Here is a 23448-nt window from a genome sequence, read left to right on the forward strand (position 1 = left end):
CTCCTTGTGAAAGGTAAAAGAGAGCCGCTTACCGGTAGATACCGAAGCGGCTGTTAAAAAGCAACATGATTGAGCTTATTTATTTTTTTCGATCAAAGCTTGTACGTCTTTTTCCGCGGCGGCAAGTGCTTGTTCGGGTGTTTCTTGACCGAGAAATACCGCGTCCATATGCGGATTAATCAAGTCTTTATACCCCGAAGCGCTCAGCGGAACCTGGAATACTTTGGTGTCGGCAAGGTTATCCACCGAAGCTTTGTAGATGGCGTTTTCATTGGCTTCTGGATCTTCAGCCGCTTCGATATTTGCGACGTTATCGAAGTTTTTGATCGCCCAATATTTTTGTGCGTCTACATCCGTCAAATAATTGATGAATTCCCAAGCTTCGTCCGGGTGTTTTGCGCCTTTTGGAATCTCGACGACAAATCCGCCACCGCTGCTGAAATGACCCGATCCAGCTTCACGTTCCGGAATTTGAGCCACGCCGATATCCAAATCTTGACCGAATTCTTGGATCTGCGTATTATACGTACCGGTCTGAATATACATCGCGACTTTACCGGAAATAAACGGATCGCTGACTCCGCTACCAAAATCAGCTTTCATCGCATCGACCGTTTGTTTACCGAGACGATCTTGCCAGGATTTTAGCCAAGTCAATGTGTAAGCTTTGTCTGGTGTGTTAATGACGGCTTCGTTGTTCTCATTGAAATAACCGTTGCCGTTATCGCCGTTAATCAACCAGCTATCGACGCCGAAATCCCCCCAGAGCGGATAGAAGCCGACTTGGTCGTAACCGTTTGCCGATTTTTTATCGAGTTTTTGTGCATACTCTTCAAGTTCCGCCCAAGTTTGCGGAGGTTGCTCGGGATCAAGCCCGGCTTCTTGAAAGGCTTTTTTGTTGTAATACAGCAATCGCGTATCGGTATTGAAAGGGAGTGCATAAGCTTTATCTTCATAAAGTACGTTTTTCCATAATTCCGGGTAAAAACGATTTTCGATATTGTTTTCTGCCAAATACGTCGAAAGATCGGTATTTTGATTTTTGCTGGCGCGAAGATTGACATCAGCGTAATCATTGATAATGACGTCAGCAGGGTTGCCTGCCGCGATCGAAGCTAAGTTTTTGGTCCAAATATCGCCGAAAGGAAGGTATGTATGCTTTACTGTAATGCGATCTTGAGACTGATTAAAATCTTCGATGATTTTTTCGATAATCGGGCGTCTTGTTTCAGAACCCCAAAAGGTCCAAAAATCGAGGGTCACTTTTTCGGATTCGCCGGAGACGGCTGTAGGCGTTCCAGAAGCAGAACGAGATTGAGGGGTACAAGCGGTAAGAATCAGAATAAACGAGATAGACAGCAAACTGAAAGCATAAAAAAGAGATTTTTTTCTCAAAGTGGTGACTCCTCCTCTAAATTAAGTATATTCATAGATGGCTGACGGATAAGTCAATTTGGACACAGCTATGCTTGTATACTTTAAACGGAGAAGCTTAACTTGAACCTTTTTTATGTGTAGATTGATAAAAAAATAAATTTTGCAAATGAAAACAAGGAAAGGCAAAAAATGAAAACCCAAAATGACTTGCTTATTCGTCATATGCCTTCTATAATAGCAAAAAGAAATAAGGTCTGTGAACAGGACAGTATCCGAATAGACAGAAGCGGCAGTTAGCGAGTCGGGAAGGTGAAAGCCGACACACGCAGTTATCGGAGAAGCGCACCTGGGAGACGTCGATATGAAGGTTAATCCGTGATTGAATGGAAGCGGATATACTGCGTAGCATCGACCGGAATTAACACCGTTATCGTTGATCGAGGGGATCGAACCTTGCATTTTAATAAAATGCAGTTCATCTACAAGAGTGGTACCGCGGGAATTCAAGCTCTCGTCTCTTTATGAGGCGAGGGCTTTTTTGCGCGCTTTTTTCATTGCATATTGAGGAGGAATTAACATGAGTATGATACAAATCGGCGAGCAATTGGATAATTTATTGAAATGGGAAGTCGGAACCGCAGAGAAGATGTTAGAATTACCGCCTAATTCGGAACTTGGCGATTTTGCTTTTCCTTGTTTTGTCCTTGCAAAAAGTCTACGCAAAGCTCCACAGCAGATCGCAACAGAATTATCAGCACAATTTCAAAATCAGACAATAGAAGCTGTTGCGGAAGGAGCTTACGTGAACTTCCGGCTGGATCGCGGTGCTTATGCAGCGAAGTTACTTCTACAAGCCGAAGGGCATACCGCTTCACCGAATGGAGAAACTGTCGTGATCGATATGTCTTCGCCGAATATCGCGAAGCCTTTTGGGGTTGGGCATCTGCGTTCGACCGTTATTGGCGCAGCTTTGTACCGGATGTACAAGGAAGCAGGGTACAAGACAATCAGTGTCAATCATTTGGGCGATTGGGGAACACAGTTCGGGAAGCAAATTACAGCTTACAAGCGGTGGGGGAACGAAGAACGTCTAAATGCTTCGCCGATCCGGGAGTCGCTAGCGTTATATGTACGTTTCCATGAAGAAACCGATCAAGATCCAACGCTTGAGATCGAAGCACGGGATTGGTTCCGTAGACTCGAACAAAGCGATGAAGAAGCGCTTCGGTTATGGCGGTATTTTGTCGATGTGAGTATGAAAGAATTCGACCGCATGTATGAACGCCTTTGCGTCTCGTTCGATAAAGTACTTGGCGAAAGTTTTTACAATGACAAAATGACAGCGGTCGTCGAAGAACTTCAGCAACAAGGGTTGCTGGAAGAAAGTGAAGGTGCGCAGGTTGTACGTTTAGAGAACCAAGACATGCCGCCTTGTCTGATTCTCAAATCCGATGGAACGACGATTTACCCGACGCGGGATCTGGCAACGGCAATCTATCGGCATGACGTGTTAAAAGCAGATAAGCTTCTTTATGTCGTAGGCGCGGAGCAGACGCTACATTTCCGGCAAGTATTTGCGGTATTGCAAAAAATGGGGCGGGCATGGGCAGATCAATGTCAGCATATTCCGTTTGGATTGATGAAATTCGAAGGCAAAAAGATGTCGACGCGTAAAGGCAAAGTCGTCTTTTTGGAAGAAGTGTTGGACGAAGCGGTATCTCGCGCAACTGCGATTATCGAACAAAAAAATCCGCAATTGCAAAACAAAGCAGATATTGCAGAAGCGGTTGGAATCGGAGCCATTATCTTCGGCGATCTGAAAAACAACCGGATCGGCGAAATCAATTTTTCGATTGAAGAAGCGGTGCAGTTCGAAGGGGAAACGGGACCTTATGTGCAGTACACGCATGCTCGCGCATGTAGTGTGTTGCGGAAAGCTAATCAAATCGAGAACAAGCAAGAACTTGACCAAGCTGTAGGAACTTATACGTGGGATGAAGCTTCTTGGGAACTGCTGAAGCGGCTGGGCGATTACGAGATAGAACTGAATCGTGGATTGCAACGCCAAGAACCGTCTGTTATCGCACGTTATGCGCTGGATATCGCCAAATTGTTCAACCGTTTCTATCATTATAATAAAGTATTGAGTGCCGAGGCTGCTGACAAACAGATTCGGCTCAAGCTGACACAGCTTACTGCGATGCGTCTGAATTGGGCGTTAACCTTATTAGGAATTCGTTCTCCGCAAGAAATTTAATAAGCAATCAAAACGTTTCACCGCGTTAAAGGATGAAATGTTCAATAATTTAACGCGGTAAAATGTCGGATTTTGTAGTTTTTCGTAGTTGAGGTTTAAGATAATTTTAATATGTTATTTAACCTCACAACGGAAAGGGTTTTGGATATGGGTCTTATAAAAAAGCAATCGTCTTTATTTAGAAGAAAACCGATTGAATCGAGTGAAAGTAATTTGAAACGAGTGCTTGGGCCTTTGGATTTAACGACCCTTGGCGTTGGCGCCATTATTGGTACAGGGATCTTCGTATTAACAGGAGTTGCCGCAGCAAAGTATGCAGGCCCGGGCCTGGTCTTATCTTTTTTACTGGCAGGCATCATTTGTGCATTCGCAGCACTTTGTTACTCGGAGTTCGCTTCGAGCGTGCCGGCGTCGGGCAGCGCGTATACGTACAGCTATACGACATTCGGTGAAGTTGTAGCTTTCCTACTCGGATGGGATTTGATTTTGGAATACGGATTTGCCAGCGCTGCTGTAGCCAGCGGTTGGTCTGGTTATTTCCAAAGTCTGTTATCAGGGATTGGTGTTCATCTGCCGCAAGCTCTTACCGGAGCATTTAATCCGGAAAAAGGGACGGTTATCGATATTACAGCCGTCATCATTACATTGATCATTGCAACTTTGTTGACTCGCGGCATTAAAGAAGCATCAAGAGCCAACGGGATCATGGTTGCGATCAAGTTGATTGTCGTATTTATCTTTATCGGCGTAGGCGTGTTCTATGTCAAACCCGACAACTGGGAACCGTTCTTGCCGTTTGGATTTAGCGGCGTGGCAGCGGGCGCGGCAACGGTATTTTTTGCTTATATCGGATTTGACGCGGTATCTACAGCAGCCGAAGAAGTCAAAAGACCTCAACGCGATCTGCCGATCGGTATCATTGCTTCATTAGCGATTTGTACCGTCCTTTATATTGTGGTGTCGCTTATTTTGACAGGCATGGTTCCTTATCAAATGTTGAACGTGAGCGATCCGGTGGCATTCGCGCTTGAATTCGTGAATATGAACGGTATTGCTTGGATCGTTTCGTTAGGTGCGATTACAGGGATTACAACCGTATTGCTGGTGATGATGTACGGACAGACTCGTTTGCTTTATTCGATGTCCCGCGATGGTCTGCTGGGTTCCGTATTCTCCAAAGTAAGCAAAAAAAGCGGAACGCCAGCGACCGGTACCTGGATTTCTTCGATCATCATCGCCTTTTTCGCTGGATTGATTCCTTTGGATCATTTGGCTCAATTGACGAATATCGGCACATTGTTTGCCTTTACTGTCGTGAGTCTAGGCATTATTGTACTTCGCCGCAGTCAGCCTGATCTGAAACGTGGATTCCGTGTTCCTCTGGTTCCGTTGATTCCAATCTTGAGTGCGATCGGTTGTGTATATTTGATGTTCCAACTTCAAGCATTGACTTGGTTTACCTTCATTATCTGGTTAGCGATCGGTTTGGCTGTCTACTTCCTATATGGCCGTAAACATAGTCATCTTAACCCGGATCGTGTCTCTAAATAAGTCGAAAAAATAAAGTCAAAACCTCTTCACATCGTGTGGAGAGGTTTTTTTGTCGAATCTTTCTGCAACCTTTTTCAAACTTATGGCGTCTGGGAATATGAGAAACAGAAAATAAACAAAGAGGTGACCTACCCATGAAAAAGACAATTAAAGCTTGTGCAGCTCTGGTAATGGCAGGATCGTTCGCGTTCGCCGCTTCGGCGTCAGCATTTAGCGATATTCAAAATGATGACAGCGCGAAAATCGCTCAAACTCTTCAAGACAAAGGCATCATGAAAGGCATTGGCAAAGATTTATTCGCTCCATCGCTGGATCTGACGAATGCTCAAGCGATTCAATTGATCGTCAATGCGTTTGATCTGAAAGTAAATCCAGGTGTTGATTATATGCCGGAAGCTTCTTTCAACAACAATGCTTGGTATGCGCCAGCTTATGAAGCAGCACTGCATAACAAAATCGAAACCGTTACAAAAAAAGATTCCGTTAATGCAAAAATGACACGTGAAGCTTTCGCAAGTCTATTGCTCGAAGGAATTAATACAACCGGTCAATATCCAACGACTAAAATGTATATCTTCTTCGATGACGAAAAAGAATTTACAGGCGATCATTTCGGCGCGATTCAAATTCTGGGTAATATGCGCATTATTTCTCCAGGCGGCGAATTCCGTCCGCAAGAACCGATCACGCGTATGGAAGCGGCAGAAATGGTCTACAATGCGGTTGAATTCGTAGAAAAAATGAAAAGTAATACCGGCGGAGAAGAAACGGAGGAAACAGACGTGACTGTGATGACGGCGCAAGAAAACGACGGTCGAGTTAAAGCAACGTTGAAAGTTTCGCTTCCAAATCCGGGATACGGTCTGAAAATTGAAGATGTAAAGTACGCAGGGAACAAAGCGACTGTACATTATACGATTACAAAACCAGATCCGAACATGATGTATCCGCAAGTCATTACCGAAGCTGAAGCATCCACTTACTTGACAGGCACACCTTCTGAAGTTGTAGCTGAGCTAGTAGGCGGAGAAGCACCTTCTTCAGATGCAAAGTTGTTGAAATAATTCAATAGACTTGGAATCGATATGGAAAAAGAAAAGCGCTCCGAATTTCGGAGCGCTTTTTTTGTGCGTTTATTATAGCTTGAGAACATATAGGAAGGAGAGGCAAGCGAAAAAGGATTAATTTCCTTTTACGCCGCCAAAAGCAGGTCGAGCTTCAAAGCCGGATTCCGGCTTGCCTGTGACGGGAGCGATAGAGTCGCCGCCGCCTTGTTGCAGCTGATACATTTGGAAATAGCGACCGCCTACAGCCATCAATTCGTCGTGGCTACCGCGTTCAACGATTTCACCGCGATGCAAGACAAGAATCTGATCGGCACTGCGGATTGTCGATAATCGGTGAGCGATCACAAAGGTAGTACGTCCTTGTTTTAAGACATTAAGCGCCGATTGGATCAACGCTTCGGTCTCCGTATCGATATTTGCCGTCGCTTCATCCAAGATCAAAATTGCCGGATCGAAAGCAAGAGCGCGGGCAAATGAAATCAATTGACGTTGACCTGCCGACAAGGTACTACCTTTTTCGATCACGGGTTCGTCGAACCCTTTTGGAAGATCCGCCAAAATTTTATCAGCGCCTACTTCTTTCAGAGCTTGTTCAACCCGTTCACGGCTAATCCGTTCGTCACCGAGACTGACATTCGAAGCAATCGTTCCTGTGAATAGATACGGATCTTGTAGAACAATCCCCATATGATGACGGATATATTGTTTCGGCAGATCGCGTACGCTTTGACCGTCGATCGTGATTGAACCTTTTTGCGGATCATAGAAGCGGAATAGTAAGTTGATAATCGAACTTTTACCGGAACCCGTATGTCCGACAAGTGCTACGGTCTGTCCTTGCTTCGCTTCAAGCGAGATGTTTTTCAAAACATAATCTTTGTTGTAAGCAAACGATACGTTATCGAATACGACGTTACCTTGATAACGCGGCATACTGCCGTCAGTAACCGGTTCGCCTTTTTCATCCAATAACTCGAAGACGCGACCTGCCGATACCATCGCGGAATCCAATGCTGCCAATTGATTGACCATGCCGGTAATCGGTTGGAACAGACGACCGAGAATATCGACAAACGCATATAAAGCACCAAGTGAGATAATCGAAGCGGCTCCATCAATCGTCGAAGAACCAAAATACCAAATGACGACGGTAAACGATAGATTGCGTAACACGTTAACCAAGTTGTGAGACGTGAACGAGTTCAGATTCAGCATTTTATTTTGATGCTTCAAATAGTCGCCGTTCAATTCTTCAAATTCAGCTTCCGTTTGTTTTTCGCGGCGGAATACCCGAATGATCGACATGCCTTGAATCGATTCGTTGATAATCGCATTCAATTCGCTGAGTCTTGAACGAATGATGGTATTGTATTTGGTTGCGACTTTACGATACAGATAAATCCACAAGATAATTAGAGGTACAATAAACAAAGATACCGCGGCAAGTCTTGGATCGAGAATAAACAGAGCGACATAGATGCCTGTAATATACACGATACCTGTCGTGAAGTTCGACAAGACTGCAATAAACAAATCTTTCACTGCTTCGGTATCATTGGTGATACGGGAAACGACTTTACCCGCAGGTAAATTATCGAAAAAGTTCACCGGAAGACGCTGAATATGGGCGTACAGATCCAGACGAAGTTTTTGGATAACTCGATTCGCGGACGATTGAAGCCAATACGTTTTCCCGAATTCCATAACGATAGAGATCGCCAAGAATAGCAGATAGAACATCACGAGACGAATGATACCCGGAATTTCCGGAGTATAAAAGTCAAATAATTGTTGCTTGGACAACACTTGTGCAGGATACGTATCGGTTCCTTGATTGGTCTGGATCGATAACGTTCCATTTTCAAAGCTACGATCGCCTTCAGGTACCGTAACCGGTTCGTCGACAAAGACGAAGTTACGACCGACTTGTAAAATACGCACTTCTTCGCCGCGTGGCTCGTCAGCTGCAAATCGATCTCCGCGCTTGTAATACGTACCTTGGTAAGCGACAGCATCTTCACTGTCTTGATTCGTCTGATAATGCGGATTTTCAATCCCCATCATATGATCATCAATCATCATTTTGGCGATAAAAGGGCTGGCAAGTTCGGCACCGACGCCAATCGCCAAAGCGATCATAGCCGCGATAAATGTTCCTTTGGAATTTAACGCATACTTGAACAATCTTCGCGCCGTTTGTTTTTTCGGTGTTGCAGGCAGAGTTTCGTTAGACTCGTCATTATACGTCATGATTGTGTTGCACCTCCTCGGAGGAGAGATTAGATTCCACTTGTTGTCGTTCGAACTGCTCGCGGTACCAGCCGTTTTGAGCGATCAACTCAGCGTGTGTACCTTCTTCGACAATACGTCCTTTTTCCAGTACGACGATATGGTCGGCATGTTCGACGGCAGACAAGCGGTGGGTAGAGATCAATGTCGTTTTGCCGGCACGTTTTTGGCGAATATTTTGAATGATCCGAGCTTCGGTGCGAGCATCGACAGCAGAAAGAGCGTCATCCAAGATCAAAATTTGAGGCTCCGCAATAAAGGCACGGGCAAGCGATACACGCTGTTTTTGACCGCCCGATAATGAAACGCCTCGTTCGCCAACCTTGGTTTCCAGTCCGTCAGATAACGTTTCCAGATCGCCTTCAAAAGCTGCGGTGCGAATCGATTCCATAATTTCGTCTTCATTGGCATTCGATTTACCGTATTGGATATTTTCGCGAACCGTTTTCGAGAACAAGATTTGCTCTTGCGGAACATAACCGATCCAACTATGCAGTCGATCTTTGCTCAGCGACTGGATCGGCGTATCCGCAAGCAGAATTTCACCGGTACCCAGCGGATACTCATGCAAAAGTTGCTTCAATAACGTAGATTTACCGCTACCTGTACGGCCAACGACGCCTAAAGTTTGCCCTGCGCGTAATTTCAGACTGACTTGTTCCAGATTATCGACTGTCGAAGACGGATACCGGAACGTTACGTCTTTGAATTCAATCGTATCAGGAGCTGCAATATCGCTTGGATTTTCCACATCTTCGATATCTGCTTTGGTAAATAAGACTTCGTTCACGCGATCAAGCGAAGCTCCGCCGCGTTGCATGATATTAATCAGCTCACCGATTGCAAACATCGGCCAAATCATCATACCCAGATACATATTGAAGGTCACGAGATCGCCGAGAGTCAGTTCACTGCGAAACACAAGGTAGATACCGTACGCAAGACCGATCAGATAACTAAGCCCGACGCATAACCGAATATACGGTTCGAATACAGCGTCGACACGTGCGACAGCCAGATTCTTTTTGTATACATCGTTTGTAATATCGGAAAACCGCTTCTCATCATGACGTTCTTGCACATAAGCACGAATCACGCGAATTCCGGCTACAGACTCCAACACTTGGTCGTTCATATCGCCGAAAGAATCTTGAGCCAACGTATAACGTTGGTGAATGATTTTACCGTAAATACTCATTCCGATCGCGATAAAAGGTAACGGGATTAACGCGGCTAAGGTCAATTTCCAACTGACGATAAAGCCCATTGCGAGCAAAACAGTCAATAAAAATAGAGTCGAATCAGTCAGCGTAAGCATTCCGAATCCGGCAGTCATGGCTACAGCACGCAAATCGTTGGTTGCACGTGCCATCAAGTCGCCTGTGCGATTCCGTTCGAAAAATGGAGGTGTCATTCTGAGTAGATGTGCCATAAAGCGACTACGCAGCAGACGTTCAACCAGATTGGAGCCGCCAAATAATTGACGCATCCATATGTACGTAATACCGTAAAGCAGAACAAGTAACCCGATGATACCGCCTACATACATAAACAAACGTTGCGGAGTAATTAGACCGCCTGCAATATCGTCTACAGCGATACCGATAATTCTTGGAGGCAGAAGTTCGATGACGCCAACGATCACAAGGAAGAAGATCCCGATCAGATAGCGTCTTTTTTCTTGCTGGAAAAACCAGCCTAGATTGCGAAGGACAGAAAACATTCCATCACTTCCTTTCTTCGTTTACGATAGATTTACCAACTCATTTTGCGAAAAACCGCAAAAAAAGCATATCGCAGTGCGCGATATGCTTAGAAAACGATTCATAAGGCGGACAAGGTAGACAAAGCCTGTCGCCATAACTATTCATTTGATCGAGGCGAAGCTCAGAAGTTACACGGTTCTGAGCGCGCAGGTCGACAAATGTCGGACAGAAGCTTCATCGATATGAAGTTTAGAAAAGGTTTGCAACGAACCAGCCAAAGCAGGGATAGGCATAACCAACATTTTCTTGAACGTAGACATCGAATTCACTCCTTCCAAATTTTTTAAAATCGCAAAATGATCTCGTATGCTTCCGATTTTAGCATCGACTTTCAGAAAAAGTCAACGAAAAAGTTTTAGATTGTGACTGAAATGTGAACAAAGCATCAAATAGATAAGGATAAACTCACGATTTGTCCCAAGAAATATTCTGAGGTATGATAAAGAAACAGAAGCAATACGAAGGAGGAAACCGAAGATGAGTCTTAATGTGACACAGCAAGCTGCGGATTGGTACAAAAAAGAACTAGGGTTGGAATCGGGTGACTATATTCGTTTCTATGCCAGATATAGCAACACTAGCGAGATTCATCCGGGATTTTCGCTCGGGATTGCGACCGAGACGCCAAACAATCCGGGTCTGACGCAATCTTCAGAAGGCATCACCTTCTACATGGAAGAAAAAGATCTATGGTATTTGGAAGGTTATCGCCTGAATGTAACTTACCTGCCGGAGCATGACGATATTTTGTACGCTTACGAACAAGAATAAAACAAAAAGGAGCGTGCCAATCAGGCGCGTTCCTTTTTGTTTAACTCCATATGAGAACAATCTTACAGATGAGCTGTACCTTCTAGCGCAAATTCGAAATCATCGATATCGAATACTTGAATCGGTACAGACGCCGAAATGATGCGTTGAATCATTTCGAGTTGATCGGTTAACACCGGTGCTTCTTCTTTGAGCGAAGAAAGCAATACTTCGGTCTCGATCGGGTCGAATAATTCGCCGTAATGCGCATTATCGACAGCATTGATGATGCTCAGTTTGATCTGATCGCCGAGCAAAATGGGTGCACTTTTTGCCCACGGAATCGTAAGTGCTTTTTGAATTTTTTTCTTATTCAAAGGCTCTTCGAAATAAGCGATCAGCTCTTTGACTTTGGTTTTTACATGTTGGTCGTCGCCAGGTTCATTCATCAGCGGCTCCGCACCTTCTTCGAATTCGTAAAGCTCCAATACAGTCGTATACGGAACAATATATTCGACCGGACGGTTCGCCGAGAGCAATTGCCCGTAGATCGCGACCATAACGGCTTCAATGACAAAACGTTGAGACATAAGTAGCGGTCCTCCTAGCGGCAAGGTTTGACATAAGCTATGATCCTTGCCAAATCCGATATGTGGGAAGTATAGCATAATCGGACAATGAAATCAGCTTTTTACCCCGTTTTCTCTGTCTTTTGCTTGCTTGGCGATATGCGTTGCAATCAGACCTCCATGCAGACGTCCGCTTTCGATAAACACTTCGTTTGCATTACGCCCGGACGCAATAACACCAGCAACGTAGAGACCAGGTACACCGGTTTCCATCGTTTCTGGATCGAAGACCGGTTTGTCGAGATCGTCAGACATTTGTGCTCCGGCTTCAGTCAGCAATTTACGGTCGGGTCTAAATCCAGTCATCGCTAATACAAAATCGTTTGGAATCCGAGACTCGCTTTCAGGTCCTTGAATTCCTACGTAATCTTCGCCAATTTCCGTCAATTTCGAGCCAAGATGCAATTTGATTTTGCCTTTTGCAATCAAACCTTCGAATACGGGGCGTACCCACGGCTTGATATGCTGAGAAATTTCAGTTCGGCGATAGACCATATCGATTTTTGCGCCTACGCGAACCAGTTCAAGGGCAGCATCTACAGCTGAGTTGCTTCCGCCAACGATCGCGACATTCATTCCTGCATAAGGATGCGCTTCGCGGAAATAATGCGTGACTTTTTCTTTATCTTCGCCGGGAATACCCAGTTCGTTGGGATGGTCGAAATATCCAGTCGAAACGACGACGCTACCTGCGGTATATTCGTGTTTATTTCCGGCGCGATCGCAAGTTTCAACATAAAAACTTCCGTCTGCTTGAGGCTGGATCGATAACGCTTCTTCGTAAGACGAAATGCGTAGATCGTACCGAGCGGCTACTTTTCGGTAGTAGGCTAGAGCTTCATGACGGAATGGTTTTTCGTTAGGCGAAGTAAAAGGAACATCCCCAATCTCCAGTAACTCAGCCGTACTAAAAAACTGCATATTGGTTGGATACAAATAGATTGAATGAACAACGTTATGTTTTTCAATAATTCGAACCGACAACCCGCGTCGTCCACATTCGATAGCGGTGGACAATCCGCATGGGCCTGCGCCGATAATGAGTACGTCTTCTTTTTCCATAATTTTTGAATTTCCTCCTTGATCGATGTCAATCTTGATGCTTGAATTTCCTAGATGATCCGCTTGTATCGCACAAACGGCATGCTTATCTATTATCGCGCAAAGCATAGACTTCGTCCAACGCTAGATGACCCTTACCCTTATCATTTGTGAAAAAAGCTTGACAATCTTTTTTGCACTACTCTAGAATGATGGACAAACGCAGACGAAGGGAGAGATGAGCAATGAGAATTTTAAATCAGAAATCGAACAGTTGTATGCTCTCTCCAAAGTCAGCGAAACGAACGGATTGTACTTTTTAAGCTTGCGAAGCAAGGTTGAAAAAGTCAGGCACTTCGTAGCGGATCGCTGACGAATGCTGCCTGCTTTATATTCAAAATGTGAACCGCGAGTTGAAATGCGGTCGATTTTGCTACAGGCATAGGCAGCCGGGGAGAGGTTTCTCCCCGGCTTTTTTTGCGCGATTTTCCGGAAAAAGAAAATTGGGGAGAATGTCGTCGTCTAGTTTTAAATCACCCAAATTCTATTTATTCGGAGGCAAAATGAACTTAACACAACAATTCCCTTTTACTTATGGTTGGGACACTCATTGGCAAAAGATATGGGATCTTACGGATTATCAACACTCAGGCTGGGTTCCTGTTCGGATGACTGCCGATTTTGGACAACAATTTAAAGTCGCTACAGACAAAGGCGAATGTATCGCTGAATATAGCGGCAAGCTAAGACATGCGATTGAAGCTGGAGCAGAAATTCCGGCTGTCGGCGATTGGTTAGCGGCAGAACTTTTTCCCGGCGAATCTAAAGCCCGAATTCATGGTGTACTCCCGCGTCGTAGCAAAATTTCTCGCAAAGCTGCGGGTACTCCAGTTCGGGAACAAATTATCGCAACCAATATCGATATTTTATTTATCGTAACCTCGCTGAATCTGGATTTGAATTTACGTCGTCTCGAACGTTATTTAATTATGGCTTGGAACTCAGGCACGCAGCCCGTTATCGTATTAAGCAAAGCGGATTTATGTGATCCTGATTTTCGTCTTCAAGCCTTGAATGATGTATCGCTGATTGCGCCTGGCATCCCGGTTCATATCGTAAGTGCACAAACTGGAGAAGGAATTGATGAACTTGCTCATTATTTCAGCGATTTTCGAAGCTGTGCATTAACCGGGACTTCTGGATGCGGCAAATCGACTTTAACGAATGCGTTGATTGGAAAAGAAGTGCAGCGCACTAGCGATATCCGAGAGGACGATAGCCGCGGACGTCATACGACTACACATCGTCAAATGTTTGAAATGCCACACGGAGGAATTTTGATCGATACGCCGGGAATGCGAGAGCTTCAATTATGGGACGGCGAAGAAGACGGGATCAAAGGAACATTTTCCGAGATCGACACTTTGGCTCAACATTGCAAGTTCCGCGATTGTACCCATCATCAAGAAGAAGGCTGTGCGGTAAAAGAAGCGATCGATCAAGGAGAATTGCTTGAAGAACGTCTAAACAGCTACCGCAAAACACAACGCGAGCAAAAGTTTTTGGAGCGCAAAGAAAAAAGCCGCTCCTTTACGGAGCGACAAGGTGGAAGTCATAGACAAAATCAAAAGAAACAAAGACGCGATAAAAGCTGGTTAAATGAAGAGTAATCAGACAACTTAATACATGATTTTTTACAATGCGGACGAAGCTAATTCTTCCTTAATAGAAGAGGGAGCGACGTCCGTTTTTTGCTCGGAACGTGGATGAGTTGCCGAAATCGTCGATACAGGTGAAGTTTTTACAGTTGCCGTAGCTAACGCTGCTGCTTTTTCTTTGGCCAATGAAGAAACAAAAGGTGCGCGACTTTGCTTAAACTCGTCGATCATTTGCAAAAACTCATCGAACAAACGGTTGCTGTCATTAGGTCCCGGTGCGGCTTCAGGGTGGAACTGGACAGAAAATGCCGGAGCCGTCTTATGTTTAAGCCCTTCAACGCTTCCGTCATTATTATTAATGTGCGTAATATCTAATTCCGTATGAGCAAGGGTTTCTTCCAATACCGAATAACTATGGTTTTGTGAAGTGATTAAGCAACGTCCGGAAGAAATTTCTTTCACCGGATGATTGGAACCGCGATGACCGAATTTGAGCTTGGTCGTATCGGCTCCAGAGGCAAGAGCAAACAGTTGATGCCCTAAGCAAATGCCAAACAACGGAAGTTGACCGATCAGTTGACGCACGGTATCAATCGCTTGGGGTACATCTTTGGGATCTCCAGGTCCATTGGACAATAATACTCCGTCCGGGTTATGACGACGAATCTCTGCGACAGTGGAAGTATGTGGCATCACGACGACGTCGCATCCACGGTCACCCAGTTCCCGGACGATCCCGGCTTTGCTTCCATAATCGATCACGACAACACGTTGCTTTGTACCCGGAACACGATAAGAACGCGGCGTCGAGACTTGGTTGACTTGATCATGTAGATAAGCGGTTGCTTGTAATTGCTCTACTAATTCTTGAGTATCGGCATGACCTGTTGTGATCAAGCCGCGCAGCGTACCATGATTACGCAGTAGACGGGTCAGCATCCGAGTATCGATATCGGAAATGCCCGGAATATCATATTCTTTGAGCAGCGTGCCAATATCGTATTCGGAACGCCAGTTACTTGGAGCGGTCTCATACCGACGTACAGCAAAGCCATGAATCCACGGACGGATACTTTCGAAATCTTCACGGTTAATTCCGTAATTGCCGATTAAAGGCTGCGTCATCGTAACGATCTGTCCGCAATACGAAGGGTCGGATAATACTTCTTGGTAACCCGTAATCCCTGTGTTAAACACCACTTCACCTGTCAAATTTTTATCGCTACCGAATGATGTACCGGTGAAGACCGTACCATCTTCGAGCACTAATCTTGCTTTCATTATGTTTCCTCCTTCAATGTTCGATTCCGCTTCTTTATATAAAAGATATTGTTTGAATAATAAGTGTTTTAAATATACAACGATTAGAATAAATATGCAAACTATTCAATAAAAAAACGGACATTTGTCCGTTAAGGTCAACAAGCAGCTATCTCTTATCCTCAAAGCCTGAATGGAGCGGCTGATTGTTCATCTGAAATCGAGGCAAGCTCGTTTGGATCATAGTACCGGTCTTCTACACAATCATATTCGACTAAAAATTGATGCGGATACGCACAATGCGTGCATAATGTACTTCCTTCCATTAACAGTCGCCCCGACTCTTTTGAAAGAATCTTCATCCAAGCTACGGCTCCTTTAATGTAGCGATCGCTATCTGGGCTAAAAGCTCCGGTACATTCGAACGTCTGAAAACATGAGCCGCAAAGGCAATTTCGTTTTAAATACATAACCGGACCTCCTCGCCTGGTGTCATTCTATGAAGTCATGTAACTTACGTATCGTAATTACTTAAAAAATTATTACCACAGGGCTTTTTCTTGAAACTTAATCTTGTCGCGAAATTTTTCACGGCAAAATCTTTCAAAACGGGTATGGATAAAAGAAAGCAAATCATCCGTATAGAACGAATACGAAATTTGAATGGATAAAGGAGCGCTCACGAATGAAAACAAAAACACAGCTATGCACAGGAGAAAAAGTTCATCTTCACGAAATTTCGACAAATTATTCGTCTGACGAAGTCTGGGATGACGACAAAATTGCAGAAAAAAAGAAAAAATTAAATCGCAAACTCGAACATCTACAAGAAAAATTATTTTCTTCGCGTAGTCACGGCGTACTTTTTGTTTTTCAAGGGATGGATTGCAGCGGCAAAGACGGGACGATCAACCATGTATTTTCCGAAGTGAATCCGCAAGGCGTGTTAACGCATAGTTTCAAAGCTCCGACCGATGAAGAATTACAACATGATTATTTATGGCGCGCACACCGTCAAGTTCCGGGAAAAGGATATATCGGTGCTTTTAACCGTTCTTATTATGAAGATGTATTGATTACACGTGTGCATGGACAGATCGACGAAGATACCGCACACAAACGTTTTAAACAAATCAATCATTTCGAAAAAATGCTGAGCCAAAACAATATTGTCGTCGTCAAAATCTTTTTGCATATCTCCAAAGCGTTTCAGCTTGAAAAATTAATCGCTCGAATCGAAAACCCGCATAAGAATTGGAAGTTCGATCCAAGCGATCTTGCTGAACGCAAACATTGGGATCATTACCAGGCTTGTTACGAAGACGTACTCACTACATGCGCAAGTTCCAAACTTCCGTGGCATGTTGTCCCGGCAGATCATCGAGGAATGCGAGATTTGGCGGTATTGCAGATTGCAGTCGATACGTTGGAAAAGTTGGAACTTGAATTCCCACCAGCTGTTCCAGAATTGAAAAATTTATTGCCTGAGCTTTATAAAGAACAAGAAAAAATCGCGAAAAAAACTAAATAAAAAAGCAAATGAAAGCGTAAGAAAAATTTTTGAAAATACAGATTGACCTTACGGTTTTTCAGTTGACTCCGCCGTCGGAAGAATTGGAAAAAGCGAACGCTTACACCGCGCTGTAAGGTCAATTAAAAATTTAGCAAGTAACGTGCTGAATAAATTGAACTCGCTAGCAAAAAGGGGTACAATCGAGAAGTACACGTTTTGTTCACGAATTTGTAAAAAAGTGAATTTGGTAAAAAAATGAGTTGAAATCGGCTTTTGCAAACACAATACGGAGGGTGGCAGCGATGACGAAACAGACTTCGAACACGCATCAGCCATGGGAAAAGTATTACGGTCCGAACCTCGGATACGTACAAGAGCAATACGAACGTTATCAGGAGGACCCGGAATCGGTTGAACCTTCCTATCGGGAGCTGTTCGAAAGCTTTGGCGCACCGCCGCAGCATCAATCTTCGACAGCCTCGGTTTCTTTTGAAACGGGAGGAACGGCGATTGATCCGCAGTCTTTAAAGAAAGCGGTTGCAGCAAGTAAGCTAGTATGGAATATCCGTACATACGGACATCTGGCTGCTGACATTGATCCGATTGGACTTGACGAGAAACCTCAGGTTTCGTTCCTTGAACCTAAGGAAGTCGGTTTGTCCGAACAAGATCTTGCATCGCTTCCGGCTGCGCTGATCTGGGAAGATGCGCCAGAAGGTGTATCTACGGGATTGGATGCGATTCGAAAGTTGCGCGAAGTATACACGGGGACGACGGCTTACGAATTTTCACATGTGCATGATGAAAAAGAACGGGATTGGCTTAACCAACGCGCAGAGCTTCGAGCGGTCGATGGGGGACTGACGCCGGAAGAACGCAAAGCTTTGTTGGAACGTCTTGTACAAGTTGAGCAATTCGAAGAATTTTTACATCGTACATTTGTAGGGCAAAAGCGGTTCTCGATTGAAGGAATCGATATGTTGGTTCCGGTCATGGACGAACTCGTACGCGGATTCTCCAAAGCGGGAGCGGAACATGTTCTGATGGGCATGGCGCACCGTGGACGTCTGAACGTACTGGCGCACGTATTGGGCAAACCTTACGGACGCATTTTCTCTGAATTCCATCATGCACCGAACAAAGACTTGATGCCGTCGGAAGGTTCGATGGGAATCAACTTTGGTTGGACAGGCGATGTGAAGTACCACTTAGGTGAAAAAAGAGAAATCGGTGAGCAAGGCAAAACACGCTTGACGCTGGCAAACAATCCAAGTCACTTGGAATATGTCGATCCGGTTGTTGAAGGTTTTGCACGCGCCGCTCAAGAAGATCGCAGTCAAGCAGGCTATCCAACACAAAACACAAATAGTGCTGCAGCTATTCTGGTACACGGCGATGCAGCTTTCCCAGGCGAAGGTGTAGTTGCGGAAACGCTTAACTTCAACCAATTACCGGGTTACCAAAATGGCGGAGCCGTTCATATTATTGCGAACAACCGTCTCGGTTTCACGACCGAAAGCGGTGATTCCCGTTCGACGCACTACGCGAGTGACTTGGCAAAAGGATACGAAATTCCGATTGTTCACGTTAACGCGGATGATCCCGAAGCTTGTATTGCAGCAGTTCGACTCGCTTGCGAGTACCGGATGATGTTCAAAAAAGACTTCGTGATCGATCTGATCGGTTATCGCCGTTATGGTCATAACGAAACAGATGATCCAGAAACCACTCAACCGCTGATTTACAAAAAAGTCAGAGCGCATGACACGGCTGCAACGATTTTCTCGAAAAAGTTGCAAAAAGACGGTGTGATTAGCGAAACGACTTTAGGCGAATTGCGCGAGAAGATCGTAGACGTCTTCAAAGCCGAATACGAAGAAATGAAAAACGGTAAGCAAGCTTCAAGCAATCCGTTCCCATTTGCTTCGAGTATCGACGAAACGCCTTTGGAATTGGTGAAAACGTCGGTCGAGCTGGAGAAGCTTCGTTCGATTAACGAGAATCTGTTGAAACGCCCGGATACCTTTAATGTATATCCGAAGCTTGAGCGAATTTTGGAACGTCGTGCTACGGCTTTGGACGAAGGTGAAAAAGTCGATTGGGGTCTTGCAGAGACATTGGCTTTCGCTACGATCTTGTCTGATGGCACTCCGATTCGGATCAGCGGTCAAGACGTTGAACGTGCAACATTCGCTCACCGAAATCTGGTACTGAACGATTCGCAAACAGGCGAAAAATTCTGTCCGCTTCATGCGTTGCCGGAAGCTAAAGCTTCGTTCGCGATCCATAACAGCCCATTATCCGAAGCTTCGGTTATCGGTTTTGAATATGGCTATAATGTCTATTCGCCGCAAACGATGGTCATTTGGGAAGCGCAGTACGGAGACTTTGCGAACGCGGGTCAAGTATTGCTCGACCAATTCGTGATGCCGGGTCGCTCTAAGTGGGCACAAAAATCAAGCTTGATTATGCTTTTACCGCATGGCTATGAAGGTCAAGGTCCTGAGCACTCCAGTGCAAGATTGGAACGTTACCTACAATTGGCGGGAGAAAATAACTGTACCGTCGTAAGTTTGACGAGTGCAGCTCAATATTTCCACTTGCTTCGTAAACAAGCAGCGATGACGACTCGCGAAGATGCTAAGCCATTGGTTGTGATGTCGCCGAAAAGCTTGATCCGGAATCCACGTGTAGCTTCTTCAGCGGCAGAGTTCACTGAAGGAAGTTTCCAAGCAACGATTGAACAATCGGGTCTTGGAGACGCACCGGAACGCGTAACTCGTGTGCTGATGTGTAGCGGCAAAATTGCAGTCGAATTGGAAGATGCGATTGAAAAAGACGCAGATACTGATTGGAGCTGGCTGCATATTTTGAGAATCGAACAACTTTACCCGTTCCCGGCAAAAGAGGTATCCAACTTCTTGGAAGGCTTCCAAAACCTCGAAGAAATTTATTGGGTACAAGAAGAGCCGCACAATATGGGAGCATGGCGTTATATCGATCCGAACATTCGGGACGTTGCGCCTAAAGGTGTCGAGGTCAATTACATCGGTAGACCGGAGCGTTCTAGCCCGGCAAGCGGTTACCAACACGTTCATACATTTGAACAGCAAAAGATTATTCAGACGGCATTGCGCCAAAATCAGAATACGTCTAAAAAATAAAATGAGTTTGGGGAGGTAACGCCGTGAGCGACATTAAAGTACCAGAAATGGGAGAATCCGTTACCGAAGGCACGATTTTGCGTTGGACTGTAGCCGAAGGCGACGCGGTTCAACAAGGTGACGTGCTATTGGAACTTGAAACGGATAAAGTCAATCTCGAAGTCAGTGCAGAATCGAGTGGTCTGATTGAGACGCGTCTGCGTCAAGAAGGAGACACGGTTCAAGTTGGAGAAGTGATCGGCAGAATTCGTACAGGCGATGCTGCGGCTTCCACGACAGGATCAGCTTCTACGCCTGTAGGCGAAGAAAGCCCGGCGGCGAAGACTGAAGCGACTCCGTCGGCTCCGCTGCCACAAAGCCCTAAAGCTGCGGAAGCGGTTAGCCCACCTCCGGCAGAAAGCAAAGACGCTGGCAAAAAAGCTTCGCCTGCTGCGCGTAAGCTTGCCCGTGAACACGGCGTTGAACTTGGCAGCGTGCCAAGTGCAGACCCGATCGGTCGTGTGTATTCTGGCGATGTGAAGACATTCGCAGAAGGTGCTCCGACCTCGCCACCTCCGGCGCCACCGCAACCTGCGGCTGCTCCACCAAAAGCACCTCAAGCTGCTGATCCACTGAAGCCAGTGGAGCGTCAACGGATGTCTCGCCGTCGTCAAACGATCGCGACGCGCCTGGTTGAAGCACAGCATAATGCTGCGATGCTGACAACGTTCAACGAAGTCGATATGACCGCAATTCTGGATGTACGCAAACGCCGCAAAGACAACTTCAAACAAAAGTATGATGTGAATCTTGGCTTCATGTCGTTCTTTACAAAAGCTGTTGTCGGCGCGCTCAAAGCGTTCCCAGCGGTAAATGCGGAAATCGACGGCGACGAAGTCGTATACAAAAAATTCTACGACATCGGTATTGCCGTGTCGGCTAAAGAAGGATTGGTCGTTCCAGTCGTTCGCGACGCAGATCGTCTAGGATTTGCAGAAATCGAGAAATCAATTGGGGCATTGGCAACCAAAGCTCGTAACAATCAACTTGCGTTGTCTGATCTTCAAGGCGGCACATTTACCATTACAAACGGTGGCGTCTTCGGATCGCTGTTGTCTACGCCAATCTTGAATGCTCCTCAAGTCGGTATTCTCGGTATGCACAAGATTCAGCTTCGCCCAGTTGCGATTGATGCAGAGCGGATGGAAAATCGCCCGATGATGTATATCGCGTTGTCTTACGATCACCGAATCATTGATGGCTCTGAAGCTGTAAGCTTCTTGGTCAAAGTCAAAGAATTGCTGGAAGATCCAGAAAGCCTTTTGATTGAAAGCTAAGTTTGAATTTAGTTTTTAGCTACAGAAGGTTTATAATAGGAAAAAGCCGATGCGAACAATAACGTTCGCATCGGCTTTATTTATTTGTTCTTTTTATATAGAAGATCAATTACGGATTAAGATTGGGCTTAGCTTTTTTTGAACTGCGATAATAGCGATATAGATGTAAAGTAACGATTTTAACGACCATATAAGCAGGGATCACAATTAAAATAGCAATAAATCCACCTATAGCGCCGCCACTTAGTAATAAAAATACGGTTGTAAGTGGATGAATATCCAATGCGGAACCGTAGATGACAGGCGAGAGCAGGTTGTTACGCAACATTTGCCCGAGTACGATAACCCCCACAATCCAAATCACAGAAGAAGGAGCATCAATAAATCCGACAATAACAACAGGTAGCGCACCTAGATACACTCCGATATAAGGGATCATATCTGTTAAAATAATGATCAATATAAGAAGGAGCGGATAAGGAACACCAATAAATAAAAAGCCAATTAGATCAAATACACCGACACAAGCAGCCAGAAATACACGACCCACAATAAATCCGCTGAGTGCAGTATCGATTTCTTTTGCCATATGGCGAAAAGTAGGTCGGGTTTTTACCGGTGCAGCTTTTAACAAAAAGGCATATCCTTTTCGATCGTCCTTTAACATAAAGTATAAAATCATAGGTACGGTCGAAACGACAAGAAAAATCCATGCTAATGTAGATAAAGCGCTTGTTAGCGAGTTGCTTATAGAATTAAGTATATTTTCAATATACCCGGATAACTTTTGCGGAAGATCAATACCGACATCCAATTCATTGATTCGAGTGCCCCAAATTTCTTGCTCTTGTACTTTTACCAATAAAACTTGTAATTGATTCGAGAAACTTTGTGCAAGTTGAGGAAGGTTATCTGAGAAATTTAGAAATTGCGAACGAAAGATCGGCCATACCCAAAGTGAAAACCCGGCAAAAAGGCTGATTGCAGCGGCATAAAGAATCAAAATAGACCATGGACGCCTAATTTTCCATTGATCCAGCTTACGTATAATAGGTCGGAATAGATAATAAAGAAACAATGACATGACAATCGGGAAAAAGACCAAGCTAAATGCAGCTTTCAATGGAGCCAAAATATTAGGGATCTTAGTCAACAAAAACAAAATTACCAAAACGGCAATGATATGTAGACTGGTTCGCATAAAACGGTCGGATTTAAACATGCTTAGCTCCTTTAAGGAAAAATTGGATAAATCAAATAATTTGGAATGAAAGCGTTTCATTTTTATGCATAATGGATTATACTATATTTAGGAATTTGTTTTTTGCGTAACGCATAAAATAAGTTCTAAATTATTCTTTCATTCTATAGCAGAAATAACAAGAGCATTTTTAACAGACTGTTTGTTGAAATGTTCGAAAAAGCTTGCTATATAATTAAGAAGCTTGTATAGTTATTTAGGCAACTTTCAGATTTGATTAGTATCGTTTGATTTTGTTAAGCGGGTACATAGTAAATCGGATATCAAGCTTTGAAAAAAGCGAAATAAAAGATTTGAAAAAAGACTTGCAAAACGAAAACGAACGTGCTAGTATATAAGAGTTGCTGCTGCGAGCGAAACATTGAGCGGCAGAAACGAAAATCAAGTGTTTGTTCCTTGAAAACTGAACAGTAAGTGAGTCGCGATCATGCAGATGATCGTGAGAACAATATAGATTCTTGGGTAACCGAGAATCGCCACGTTTTAAACGAGCACATGGTGCTTTCTTTTAAAGCGAAGACCGAAGTGATCGCTTGGTCGATTGCTCTT

The 23448-nt window shown here is 44.6% G+C and carries 17 protein-coding genes; 8 read left to right on the plus strand and 9 right to left on the minus strand.

The annotated features are described in order from the left end of the window. Window positions 1–75 precede the first annotated feature (75 nt). Entirely contained in the window at window positions 76–1395 is a 1320-nt protein-coding gene (locus NOM90_RS10420) for an ABC transporter substrate-binding protein (RefSeq protein ID WP_255941798.1), read from the minus strand. A gap of 559 nt (window positions 1396–1954) precedes the next feature. On the opposite strand from NOM90_RS10420, the gene argS reads away from it, so the two are divergent. The 3 genes from argS to NOM90_RS10435 all read left to right on the plus strand — a co-directional run bounded on the left by argS (window position 1955) and on the right by NOM90_RS10435 (window position 6249). Then, window positions 1955–3634: an arginine--tRNA ligase gene (gene argS / locus NOM90_RS10425; RefSeq protein WP_255941799.1), complete on the plus strand. Its 1680-nt coding sequence runs from the start codon at window positions 1955–1957 to the stop codon at window positions 3632–3634. Between the two features lie 147 nt (window positions 3635–3781). Then, entirely contained in the window at window positions 3782–5185 is a 1404-nt protein-coding gene (gene bcaP, locus NOM90_RS10430; RefSeq protein ID WP_255941800.1) for a branched-chain amino acid transporter BcaP, read from the plus strand. Window positions 5186–5319: 134 nt separating this feature from the next. Continuing rightward, the gene (locus NOM90_RS10435; protein ID WP_255941801.1) at window positions 5320–6249 is read left to right on the plus strand and encodes an S-layer homology domain-containing protein; all 930 of its coding nucleotides are present in this window, start codon (window positions 5320–5322) and stop codon (window positions 6247–6249) included. Between the two features lie 117 nt (window positions 6250–6366). Here NOM90_RS10435 and NOM90_RS10440 read toward each other — a convergent pair whose 3' ends face one another. The 3 genes from NOM90_RS10440 to NOM90_RS10450 all read right to left on the minus strand — a co-directional run bounded on the left by NOM90_RS10440 (window position 6367) and on the right by NOM90_RS10450 (window position 10567). Continuing rightward, the gene (locus NOM90_RS10440; RefSeq protein WP_255941802.1) at window positions 6367–8502 is read right to left on the minus strand and encodes an ABC transporter ATP-binding protein; all 2136 of its coding nucleotides are present in this window, start codon (window positions 8500–8502) and stop codon (window positions 6367–6369) included. After that, window positions 8492–10264: an ABC transporter ATP-binding protein gene (locus tag NOM90_RS10445; RefSeq protein ID WP_255941803.1), complete on the minus strand. Its 1773-nt coding sequence runs from the start codon at window positions 10262–10264 to the stop codon at window positions 8492–8494. Before NOM90_RS10445 ends, NOM90_RS10440 begins: the two co-directional genes overlap by 11 nt. Window positions 10265–10435: 171 nt before the next feature. Beyond that, complete coding sequence (locus tag NOM90_RS10450; protein ID WP_255941805.1) at window positions 10436–10567, minus strand: hypothetical protein; 132 nt, start codon at window positions 10565–10567, stop codon at window positions 10436–10438. Window positions 10568–10784: 217 nt separating this feature from the next. Here NOM90_RS10450 and NOM90_RS10455 point away from each other — a divergent pair, with 217 nt between their 5' ends. Then, a complete protein-coding gene (locus NOM90_RS10455) occupies window positions 10785–11078 on the plus strand; it encodes a HesB/YadR/YfhF family protein (protein WP_255941806.1) in 294 nt (97 codons plus the stop codon). A 62-nt stretch (window positions 11079–11140) separates the two neighbouring features. Here NOM90_RS10455 and NOM90_RS10460 read toward each other — a convergent pair whose 3' ends face one another. Beyond that, the gene (locus NOM90_RS10460; RefSeq protein WP_255941808.1) at window positions 11141–11647 is read right to left on the minus strand and encodes an ADP-heptose synthase; all 507 of its coding nucleotides are present in this window, start codon (window positions 11645–11647) and stop codon (window positions 11141–11143) included. A gap of 93 nt (window positions 11648–11740) precedes the next feature. Further along, window positions 11741–12748 (minus strand): YpdA family putative bacillithiol disulfide reductase, encoded by a 1008-nt coding sequence (locus NOM90_RS10465; RefSeq protein WP_255941809.1) that lies wholly within the window; start codon window positions 12746–12748, stop codon window positions 11741–11743. A 542-nt stretch (window positions 12749–13290) separates the two neighbouring features. On the opposite strand from NOM90_RS10465, the gene rsgA reads away from it, so the two are divergent. Then, window positions 13291–14397: a ribosome small subunit-dependent GTPase A gene (gene rsgA, locus NOM90_RS10470; protein ID WP_255941810.1), complete on the plus strand. Its 1107-nt coding sequence runs from the start codon at window positions 13291–13293 to the stop codon at window positions 14395–14397. Between the two features lie 24 nt (window positions 14398–14421). Here the strand turns inward: rsgA and NOM90_RS10475 are convergent, their stop codons facing one another. After that, window positions 14422–15666, minus strand: coding sequence for a carbamoyl phosphate synthase small subunit (locus NOM90_RS10475; protein ID WP_255941812.1), 1245 nt, complete (start codon window positions 15664–15666; stop codon window positions 14422–14424). Between the two features lie 161 nt (window positions 15667–15827). Continuing rightward, entirely contained in the window at window positions 15828–16007 is a 180-nt protein-coding gene (locus NOM90_RS10480; RefSeq protein WP_255941813.1) for a hypothetical protein, read from the minus strand. 323 nt (window positions 16008–16330) lie between these two features. Here NOM90_RS10480 and NOM90_RS10485 point away from each other — a divergent pair, with 323 nt between their 5' ends. From NOM90_RS10485 to odhB, 3 genes are all read left to right on the plus strand, one after another. Continuing rightward, complete coding sequence (locus NOM90_RS10485) at window positions 16331–17176, plus strand: PPK2 family polyphosphate kinase (RefSeq protein WP_255941814.1); 846 nt, start codon at window positions 16331–16333, stop codon at window positions 17174–17176. Between the two features lie 284 nt (window positions 17177–17460). Then, complete coding sequence (locus NOM90_RS10490; protein WP_255941815.1) at window positions 17461–20322, plus strand: 2-oxoglutarate dehydrogenase E1 component; 2862 nt, start codon at window positions 17461–17463, stop codon at window positions 20320–20322. Window positions 20323–20345: 23 nt separating this feature from the next. After that, complete coding sequence (gene odhB / locus NOM90_RS10495; RefSeq protein ID WP_255941816.1) at window positions 20346–21638, plus strand: 2-oxoglutarate dehydrogenase complex dihydrolipoyllysine-residue succinyltransferase; 1293 nt, start codon at window positions 20346–20348, stop codon at window positions 21636–21638. A 109-nt stretch (window positions 21639–21747) separates the two neighbouring features. Here the strand turns inward: odhB and NOM90_RS10500 are convergent, their stop codons facing one another. Further along, a complete protein-coding gene (locus NOM90_RS10500; protein ID WP_255941817.1) occupies window positions 21748–22860 on the minus strand; it encodes an AI-2E family transporter in 1113 nt (370 codons plus the stop codon). Between the last annotated feature and the right edge of the window lie 588 nt (window positions 22861–23448).

The organism is Saccharibacillus sp. JS10, from assembly GCF_024436065.1.
Taxonomy (GTDB): Bacteria; Bacillota; Bacilli; order Paenibacillales; family Paenibacillaceae; genus Saccharibacillus.